The following is an 8,116-nucleotide window of genomic DNA, read 5'->3' on the forward strand; positions in this document are numbered from 1 at the left end:
CAGCGCGCTCGCCGCCGCTTGCAGCGCCTCGGCCCCGCGCGCCGTGATCACCAGGTTCGCGCCCTCGGCGGCGAGCGCCTCCGCGCAGCCCAGGCCGAGCCCCTTGCTGGCAGCGCACACGAGCGCCCACTTGCCGCTGATGCCCAGATCCATGTCGTGCTCCTTGTCGTTCAGCGCGCCCGCGCCAGCAGCCAGATGCCCACCAGCACCAGCGCCGTCCCGGCCGCGATCCAGGCGGTGAAGGGCTCACCGAGGATCACGATGCCCATCAGCAGCGTGCTCATCGGTCCCACCATGCCGGTCTGCGCCGCCAGCGTGGGGCCGATGCGCTCGATCGCCATCATCACCATCAGCACCGGCGCCACGGTGCAGACCGTGGCGTTCAGCAGCGACAGCCACAGCGCCGGCTCCGGCACGGCCAGCGCCACCGCCGGCGAGCGCAGCACGAAGAACTGCGCGATGCACAGCGCGCAGGCCACCGTGCTCGCCAGGCCGACCAGCCGCATCGAGCCCAGGCGCTGCACGAGCTCGCCGCTGTAGACCAGGTAGACCGCATAGCTCACCGCGCTGGCGAACACCAGCAGCGCGCCCAGCACGACGTCGGGTCCCTGGAAGCCGACCTCGTGGCCGAACACGAGCAGCACGCCGAGGTAGCTGACGCCGATCGCCACCGCCTGGGGGCGCGTCACGCGCCGGCCGAACAGCAGCACGCCGAAGGCCAGCACCAGCGTCGGGTTGAGGTAGAGGATCAGCCGCTCCAGGCTGGCGCTGATGTACTGCAGGCCCAGGAAGTCGAGGAAGCTCGCCAGGTAGTAGCCGGTGACGCCGAGCAGCAGCACCATGCGCCGGTCGTGCGCCGTCAGCGGCGGCCTGCCGCGGCTGGCCCACCAGGCCATCGCCAGGAACAGCGGCAGCGCGAACAGCATGCGGAAGAACAGCACCGTGACGGCGTCGAGGCCGTGGCGGTACAGCAGCTTGGCGACGATGCCTTGCCGGAGAAGGCGATCGCACCGGCCATCGCCAGCGCCAGCCCGCCCCAGGGCAGGCCGGGCCGCGCCGCGGACGGCGGTGGCGACACTACCAGCCACCGCCTGGCCGTCGCGCCGGGGGTCGCTCGCGGCGACGTAGCCCTCGACCGCCGGATCGCCCAGGCGCCAGATGAACTGCCCGGCGCCGAAGTCCTGGTAGCTGTCCTGGATCACTTCCATGCGGTGGCCCAGCGCCGCCAGGCCCTGCACCGTGGCCGGGTCCATGCCGGCCTCGACGTTGATCTCCAGGCCGGCGTTGTAGCGCCAGCGCGGCGCGTCGCAGGCGGCCTGCGGGTCCTGGCCGTAGTCGACCATGCGCACCAGCGTCTGCAGGTGACCCTGCGGCTGCATGTTCGCGCCCATCACGCCGAAGCTCATGCGCGGCGCGCCGTCGGCATCGCTCAGGAAGGCCGGGATGATGGTGTGAAAGGGCCGCTTGCCCGGTGCCACGACATTGGGGCTGCGCGCGTCCAGGCTGAAGGCGTGGCCGCGGTTCTGCAGGCTCAGGCCCCAGTCCGGCAGCACCACGCCGGACCCGAAGCCCATGTAGTTGCTCTGGATGAAGCTCACCATCATGCCGGTCTCGTCGGCTGCGGTGAGGTAGATGGTGCCGCCCTTGACCGGGTTGCCGGCGCCGAAGTCCTGGGCGCGTTTCGGGTCGATCAATCGGGCCCGGGCGGCCAGGTAGTCGCCGGCCAGCAGCTGTTCGGCACTCACCTCCATGCTGCCGGGCTCGGCCACGTAGCGGTAGACGTCGGCGAAGGCGAGCTTCATCGCCTCGATCTGCAGGTGTTGCGACGCTACGCTGTCGACCGGCAGCGAGGCGACATCGAAGTGCGCCACGATGCCGGCCGCGAGCAACGCCGCGAGCCCCTGCCCGTTCGGCGGAATCTCGTGCAGCACCTGGCCGCGGTAGGCCTGGGCGATGGGCGTGACCCATTCGGGTCGGTAGGCGGCGAAGTCCTGCGCGGTCAGCGCGCCGCCCTGCACGCGTGCCTGCCGCGCCAGCGCCTCCGCGATCTCGCCACCATAGAACGCCGCACCGCGCGTCGCGGCGATCGCGCGCAGCGCCCGGGCCGCACCCGGCAGCTTGAACAACTCGCCGACCCGCGGCGCGCGGCCCTGCGGCAGGAAGGCCTCGGTGAATCCGGGCTGAGCCACCAGCGCCTCCACCTGGGCGGCGGCGGCCCACTTCTGTCCCACCACGACCGGCACCGCATAGCCGCGCTCGGCCACCTCGATCGCCGGCGCCAGCAAGTCGCCGAAGGGCAGCTTGCCGAAGCGCTCGCTCAACGCCAGCCACGACGCCACCGCGCCAGGCACCGTCACGCTGTCCCAGCCGCGCGCCGGCGGCGCGATCGTGTCGCGACCGTACTTGCGATGGAAGTACTCGGGCGTCCAGGCCTGCGGCGCGCGGCCCGAGGCATTGAGTCCGTGCAGCGCCTGCCCGTCCCACAGGATGCAGAAGGCGTCCGAGCCCAGGCCGTTGCTGCAGGGCTCGACGATCGTCATGACCGCGGCGGTGGCGACCGCGGCATCGACGGCATTGCCGCCAGCCGCCAGCATGCGCAGCCCGGCCTGGGCCGCCAGCGGATGCGAGGTGGCGACGACGTTGCGTGCGAACAGCGGCAGGCGCTGGCTGCCGTAGCCCGCCCGGTAGTCGAAGGGGTTCATGGTTCGATTATGGGCAGCGGCCTCGCCGCTCGCTGCCCGGACCGTCCTGCCACAGCCGGATGCGGGGGCTTGGAGAGCCCCCGGGGCGCAGCGTCAGTCGGCGTCCTGGAAGGCTTCTTCGCGCTTGCTGCGGATCGAGGGCAGCATCACCACCACGATCATCGCCACCGCCGCCAGCAGCAGGGCGGCCGACAGTGGACGGGTCGCGAAGGTGCTCCAGTCGCCGCGGCTCAGCAGCAGCGCGCGGCGCAGGTTCTCCTCCATCATCGGCCGAGGATGAAGCCCAGCAGCAACGGCGCCGGTTCGCAGCTGAGCTTGTAGAACAGGTAGCCGATCAGACCGAAGCCGGCCGCCATGTAGACATCGAAGTTGTTGTTGTTCAGCGTGTACAGGCCGATGCAGCAGAACGTGAGGATCGCGGGGAACAGAAAGCGGTAGGGCACCGTCAACAGCTTGATCCAGATGCCGATCAGCGGCAGGTTCAGCACCACCAGCATCAGGTTGCCGATCCACATGCTGGCGATCAGGCCCCAGAACAGCTCGGGGTTGCTGGTCATCACCTGCGGGCCGGGCTGGATGCCCTTGATGGTCATCGCGCCGACCATCAGCGCCATCACCGCGTTGGGCGGGATGCCGAGCGTGAGCATCGGGATGAAGCTGGTCTGCGCGCCGGCGTTGTTGGCGCTCTCCGGACCCGCGACGCCGCGGATGTCTCCCTTGCCGAACTTGCGCGCGTCCTTCGCGACCTTCTTCTCCAGCGTGTACGCGGCGAACGAGGCCAGCAGCGCGCCGCCGCCCGGCAGGATGCCGAGCACCGAACCGAGCGCCGTGCCGCGCAGCACCGCAGGCGCTGCCAGCTTGAAGTCTTCCTTGGTCGGCCACAGACCGCCCACCGACTTGGTGAACACCTCGCGGTGCTCGGGCGGCTGGCCGAGGTTGGCGATGATCTCGCCGAAACCGAACACGCCCATCGCGATGGCGACGAAGCCGATGCCGTCGGTCAGCTCGGCGATGTCGAAGCTGTAGCGCGGCACGCCGGAGATCACGTCGGTGTTGATCTGGCCCAGCAGCAGGCCCAGCACGATCATCGAGATGGCCTTCACCAGCGACCCCGAGGCCAGCACGACCGCGCCGATGAGGCCCAGCACCATCAGCGAGAAGTACTCGGCCGGGCCGAACTTGAAGGCCAGCTCGGTGAGCGGCGGCGCGAACGCGGCCAGGATGATGGTGCCCACGCAACCGGCGAAGAACGAGCCCAGGCCGGCCGTGGCGAGCGCGGCGCCGGCACGGCCCTGGCGCGCCATCTGGTAGCCGTCGATCGCGGTCACGACCGAGCTCGACTCGCCCGGCACGTTGATCAGGATCGCGGTGGTCGAGCCGCCGTACTGCGCGCCGTAGTAGATGCCGGCCAGCATGATCAGCGCCGGCGTCGCGTCGAGCGCGTAGATCGACGGCAGCAGCATCGCGATGGTGGCGACCGGGCCGAGGCCGGGCAGCACGCCGATCAGCGTGCCGAGCACGCAGCCGAAGAAACCGTACAGCAGGTTCTGGAACGAGAGCGCGACGCCGAAGCCGGTCGCGAGGTTGTTGAGCAGGTCCATGACAGTGCGCCTCGCTTCAGAAGCCCAGGAAGGTGGGCCACATCGGGATCGTGAGGTTCAGGCCCTTCACGAACACCAGGTAGCTGCCGACGGTGAGGATCACGCAGGTCGCCAGCACGCCTTTCCAGTGGAACTCGTCCCCGCCGAAGCTGGCGATCACGATCAGGATCGGCACCGTGATCGCCATGCCCAGCCGCGGCAGCAGCGCGCCGAACAGGATCACCGCGCCCAGGATCAGCAGCAGCGGCTTCCAGGCGATGCGCCCGATCGGGTCGCCCCCGTCGCTCTCGATCGTCAAGGCCTTGAACAGCACCGCCGCACCCAGCAGCGCGAGGATCAATCCCAGCAGCAGAGGAAAGTAGCCCGGCCCGGGCTTGGCCGACGTGCCGAAGCTGTAGGTCGTCGCGCCGATCGCGAAGCCCAGGCCGATGGCGACGAACATCACGCCGGACACGAAATCTCGCTGACTCTTGATCTTCACCGGATGCCTCCTCGCGGTCCGTGCCCTGTGGCACTGTTGTGAACCCGATTCTAGGAAGCGCCCGGCGGCACGCTCTGTGTGGTTTACACGTAGCGTCCGAGAGCCCCGGCGCGATGTCAGCGTCGGTCTAGGTCTCCCAGCGCGGCGTGGCGCGCAGCACCTCGTCGATCGTGGTCAGGCCCTGCGCGACCTTCATCGCACCGGCCAGTCGCAACGGCTGCAGGCCCTGCTTCACGGCCTGCCTGCGCAGGGCTCCGGCGTCGTAGTGAGGATGGATGCTCGACTGCAGTGCGTCGTTCAGCTCCAGCAGTTCGTACAGGCCGGCCCGCCCGCGGTAGCCGGTGTGGCGGCATTCGAGACAGCCGACGGGCTTGCAGGGCCGGTACTCGCCGTTGAGCTTCCAGGGCCGGATGGCCTCGTCGAGCACCTCGCGGCCGGCGGCACTGTCGTCGGGCTGCTTGCACGACGGACAGAGCGTGCGCACGAGGCGCTGCGCCAGCACGCCGATCACCGTCGCGCCGATCAGGTAGGGCGGCACGCCGAGATCGGTGAGCCGCGTGACGGCCGCCGCGGCGTCGTTGGTGTGCAGCGTGCTGAACACCAGGTGCCCCGTGAGCGCGGCCTGGATCGCCATCTCGCGGTCTCGAGGTCGCGGATCTCGCCGACCATGATGATGTCCGGGTCCTGCCGCATCAGCGCGCGCAGGCCCTCGGCGAAGCCGAGGTCGAGCACCGGCTGGACCTGGGTCTGGTTGAAGGCCGGCTCGATCATCTCGATCGGGTCCTCGATGGTGCAGACATTGACCTCGTCGGTCGCCAGGCGCTTGAGCGTGGAGTAGAGCGTGGTGGTCTTGCCCGAACCGGTGGGGCCGGTCACGAGGATGATGCCGTGCGAGCGCGTGACGAGCTCCTCCCACAGTCGCACCTCGTGCGGCGCGAAACCCAGTCCCGACAACGGCTTGACCGCGGCATCGGGGTCGAAGATGCGCATCACCATCTTCTCGCCGAACGCCGTGGGCAGCGTGGACAGACGCATTTCCACATCGCGCGACGTGCCCTCGGGGCCGGGCCGGCGCGTCTTGATGCGACCGTCGAGAGGGCGTCGCTTCTCGACCACGTCCATGCGGCCGAGCAGCTTGATGCGGCTCGTCATCGCGCCCATCACCGACAGCGGCACCTGGTAGACGGTGTGCAGCACGCCGTCGATGCGGAAGCGGATCGCCCCCATCTCGCGGCGCGGCTCGAGGTGGATGTCGGAGGCGCGCTGGTCGAAGGCGTACTGCCACAGCCAGTCGACCACCTGCACCACGCCCTGGTCGTTGGCGTCGAGCTGCTTGTTGCTCTTGCCCAACTCGACGAGTTGCTCGAAGCTGGCCGGCCCGGCGCCATCGCCGCTCTTCTGCGCCGCACGCACCGAGCGCGACAGCGTGTAGAACTCGGTCGTGTAGCGCTGGATCTCCAGTGGCTGGCGAGCGCGAGCTTGATGGTCTTGCGTGTGTGGGCCTCGATCTGCGGCAGCCAGTCGGTGTCGAAAGGCTCGCAGGTCGCCACCAGCGCCTCGGTCGGGCCGACCTGCAGCGGCAGCGCGCGGCGGCGCTCGGCGTAGGTGGCCGACATCACGTCGGCCACGCGCGCCACGTCGACCTTCAGCGGGTCGATGCGCACATAAGGCAGCTGGCAACGCTTGGCCAGCCACTCGGTCAGCGATTCGACATCGAGCGCCGCGCCGGTGGTCGCATGCACCAACCGGCGCCGCTCAGCCGCACCAGCGGGTGCTGCGCGCTGTCGCCGGCGGCGAAGCGCTGCGCCACGCGCTTGCCGTCGGCCAGCGTGATCACGCCGTCGGTCAGCAGCCAGGTGACGAGCTGGCGCCAGTGCAGCGGCCCTTGCGGCGCCGCGTCGGCCGCGGGAAGCGCCGTGTCAGCGGAGGCCGGCGCGCGCGCGGCAGCGGGAGTGCGAGCGGTCATGCAGGTTTCGTCAGGCAGCAGTGGGGAGGCGTTCGGGCAGATTCTGCAAGAGCTTGAGCCATTTGCGAGCCGGCAGGTCGAACTTTGCCTCGATCGCCGCGGCACGGCGTTCGAGTTCTTCACGCCCCGGCCGATCGCCGCCTCGCCAGGCCAGCAGGATGGTGTTGCCCTCGCGGGTCGGCTTGAGCATCAGGATCCGGTCGGCACCGAACACCGCGGCGATGCGCCGCGCGCTGCGATCGAAGCTCACGTCGCGGCCGAACAGGTTGACGCTCATCACCCCACCCTCCGCCAGCAACGCGCAGCAACCGCGGTAGAAGGCCTCGTCGTCCAGCACCGGGGCCGCGGCATCGTGGTCGTAGAGATCGACGCACAGCGCATCGGCCTGGCCGGCGTGCGCCGCATCGGCCGCGTAGGCACCGGCGTCGGCCTCGATCACCGCCAATCGTGCGTCGTCGGCCGGCAGCTTGAACCACACGCGGCACACGCCGATCACGCTCGGGTTGATCTCGACCGCGGTGGTGCGCCAGCGCAGCTTCTTGTGACAGAAGCGCGTGATGGCCGCCGCCCCCAGGCCCAGCTGCACCGCATGCGGAGGCTCGCCGTCGGGGTCCTTCTCGACCACGGCGCCGTGCAATCGGTCCGAAAGCAGCATCCACGCCATCATCCGCTGCACGTACTCGAGCTCGATCTTCTGCGGCTTGGCGATGCGCATCGCGCCCTGCACCCAGGGCGTGCCGAGGTGCAGGTAGCGCACGCCGTCGAACTCGGACATCGTGGCCGGCGCGAGCGTCGGCTTCCTGGCTTGCGGGAGGTCGCCATCAGGAGGTAGGGATCAGTCCGTGTTGTTCGAAGACCGCCCGCCAGGCCGCGAGCTTGCGCTCGAAAGACCAGCTGGCGTTGGCGGGGCTGGTGGAGGGCAGCCGGTGCACCACCAGCCCGAGCGCGGCGGTGAGGCGCGCCGACCGCGCCGACTCCCCACCGTTGTGGGCCACGGCCTGCCAGTTCGGCGCCAGCCGGCGCAGGCCGGCCAGGTCGTTGGGCCGCGCGTCGCGGATCGCGCTGTCCAGGCTGCCTTCGCGCCGGCAGGTGGCGTACACGTCCCACAGGCCGAGACCGCGCGCGGTGAGCTCCTGCAGCCGCCGCGGGTAGTCGAGCGCGCGCAGGTCCACGCCCCACAGCGCTGACAGCAGCGGCCAGAAGTGGTTGCGGGGATGCGCGTAGTACTGCTGTGCGGCCAGCGAGGCCGCGCCGGGGAAACTGCCCAGCACCACCAGGCGCGTGGCCGGGCCGACGACCGGCGGCAGGCCGGACAGAGGCGGCAGCGTGGCAGCGTCGGCCCGCGATCCGGCGGCCAGGGCATCGG

At 70.2% G+C, this 8,116-nt stretch carries 5 protein-coding genes and 3 pseudogenes; all 8 read right to left on the reverse strand.

All coding sequences use genetic code 11. From position 1 onward, the window contains the following. Positions 1-153: SDR family NAD(P)-dependent oxidoreductase (locus tag x551_RS15535; RefSeq protein ID WP_036249340.1), on the reverse strand; the 153-nt coding region annotated here is incomplete at its 3' end. A 17-nt stretch (positions 154-170) separates the two neighbouring features. Continuing rightward, complete coding sequence (locus x551_RS27505; protein WP_253950390.1) at positions 171-926, reverse strand: DMT family transporter; 756 nt, start codon at positions 924-926, stop codon at positions 171-173. 159 nt (positions 927-1,085) lie between these two features. Next, positions 1,086-2,702, reverse strand: a pseudogene (locus tag x551_RS27510) (gamma-glutamyltransferase family protein); the annotation flags it as partial. Between the two features lie 93 nt (positions 2,703-2,795). Beyond that, positions 2,796-4,303 (reverse strand): annotated as a pseudogene (locus x551_RS15545) (tripartite tricarboxylate transporter permease). Positions 4,304-4,319: 16 nt separating this feature from the next. Then, positions 4,320-4,784 (reverse strand): tripartite tricarboxylate transporter TctB family protein, encoded by a 465-nt coding sequence (locus x551_RS15550; RefSeq protein ID WP_036230061.1) that lies wholly within the window; start codon positions 4,782-4,784, stop codon positions 4,320-4,322. 127 nt (positions 4,785-4,911) lie between these two features. Then, positions 4,912-6,750, reverse strand: a pseudogene (locus x551_RS15555) (ATPase, T2SS/T4P/T4SS family). A gap of 10 nt (positions 6,751-6,760) precedes the next feature. Beyond that, positions 6,761-7,525 carry a spermidine synthase gene (locus tag x551_RS15560; RefSeq protein WP_051512072.1) on the reverse strand — a complete coding sequence of 255 codons (765 nt, stop codon included), beginning with the start codon at positions 7,523-7,525 and terminating at the stop codon, positions 6,761-6,763. 46 nt (positions 7,526-7,571) lie between these two features. Then, positions 7,572-8,108, reverse strand: a complete 537-nt coding sequence (locus tag x551_RS15565; protein ID WP_343252148.1) for a DNA-deoxyinosine glycosylase — start codon at positions 8,106-8,108, stop codon at positions 7,572-7,574. Positions 8,109-8,116: the final 8 nt, after the last annotated feature.

This window comes from Methylibium sp. T29 (assembly GCF_000576205.1).
In the GTDB taxonomy this organism is placed as follows: Bacteria; Pseudomonadota; Gammaproteobacteria; order Burkholderiales; family Burkholderiaceae_C; genus Methylibium; species Methylibium petroleiphilum.